At 73.8% G+C, this 1052-nt stretch carries 1 protein-coding gene and 1 pseudogene; both read right to left on the bottom strand.

Translation table 11 applies throughout. The features are described from left to right. A pseudogene (locus AC1D01_RS36130) lies at positions 1–538 on the bottom strand (hypothetical protein); the annotation flags it as partial. A 94-nt stretch (positions 539–632) separates the two neighbouring features. Continuing rightward, the coding region (locus tag AC1D01_RS36125) for a sensor histidine kinase (protein ID WP_477874548.1) at positions 633–1052 on the bottom strand (420 nt) is incomplete at its 5' end.

Raw genomic sequence — 1052 nt, 5'->3', positions numbered from 1 at the left:
TGACGCTGCCGCGCGGCAACGCTGCAGACAGCCCGGCGGCTTCCGTGGTGACCGACAGCGTGTTCGCATCGGCCGTCACCACCGTCATCGTCAGCGAGCCGCTGACGGCGGCCGCACCCGCGGCGCCGCTGCAGTCCATGAAGGTCAGCGTGTAGACCTCGCCGGTGTCGAGCTGCCCGTTCAGCAGGCTGCCGGCCGTGCCGCCGGCGATGCTGAGCACCGCGGTGCCGCCGCCGGCGCAGTCGACCGTCGCGTTGGTGACCGCCAGGGCCGACACGCCTTGCGCCGATTCATGGGCGGCCGCCAGCGTGGCCTGCGTGGCGACCACCGACTGGGCCGCGAGCACGCTGGTGTCGAGCACCGTGCCGGCGTCGCCCGAGACCAGCGTCGCGTTCGCGCTGTAGCCGGTGGCGGTGTCGAGGCTCAGTTGCTCGGCTGCGTCACTGTCGTTGCTGCCCCCGCCGCCGCAGGCGGCCAGCGCGGTGGCGCACAGCAGGGCGAGCGGGAGGCGGGCGGTGCGGCGGAAGGAATGGTTCATGGCAGGCTCCTCGGAAAGTTGTGGTGTTCATTGAACGCGGTGGGCTGCGGCGTGGCGACCGCGTTGCGCGACGATTTGCGACAGCATTGAAACATCAGCCGAGCGTGACGCGCACGCGGTGCACGGGGCCATCGCGCTCGAAGGCCAGCACGCCGCCCAACCGTGTCGCGACCTGCCGCACGATCGCGAGCCCGAGGCCGGTGCCGGGCCGCGAGCGGCTGCCGTCACCGCGCGCGAACGCGTCGGTCAGGTGTGCCGCTTCGTCGGCGGGGATGCCGTCGCCGGCATCGTCGACGGTGATCCAGGCCTGCGCGGCCGAGCCGCCGACGCGCACCCGCACCGGCGGGCGGCCGTGCTTCAGCGCGTTGTCGACCAGGTTGGCGATCAGCCGCTCGACGAGCAGCCGGTTGGCGCGCTCGCGTGGCAACGCGGCCGGCGCGTCGAGCGAGAGCGCGTCGGCGGGCCGCTCGAAGCCGGCGACGACCTGCCGCGCGACGGCCGCGAGGTCCACCGT

This window comes from Rhizobacter sp. P3_B12 (assembly GCF_056402895.1).
This window is presented reverse-complemented; position numbering and strand designations above follow the sequence as displayed.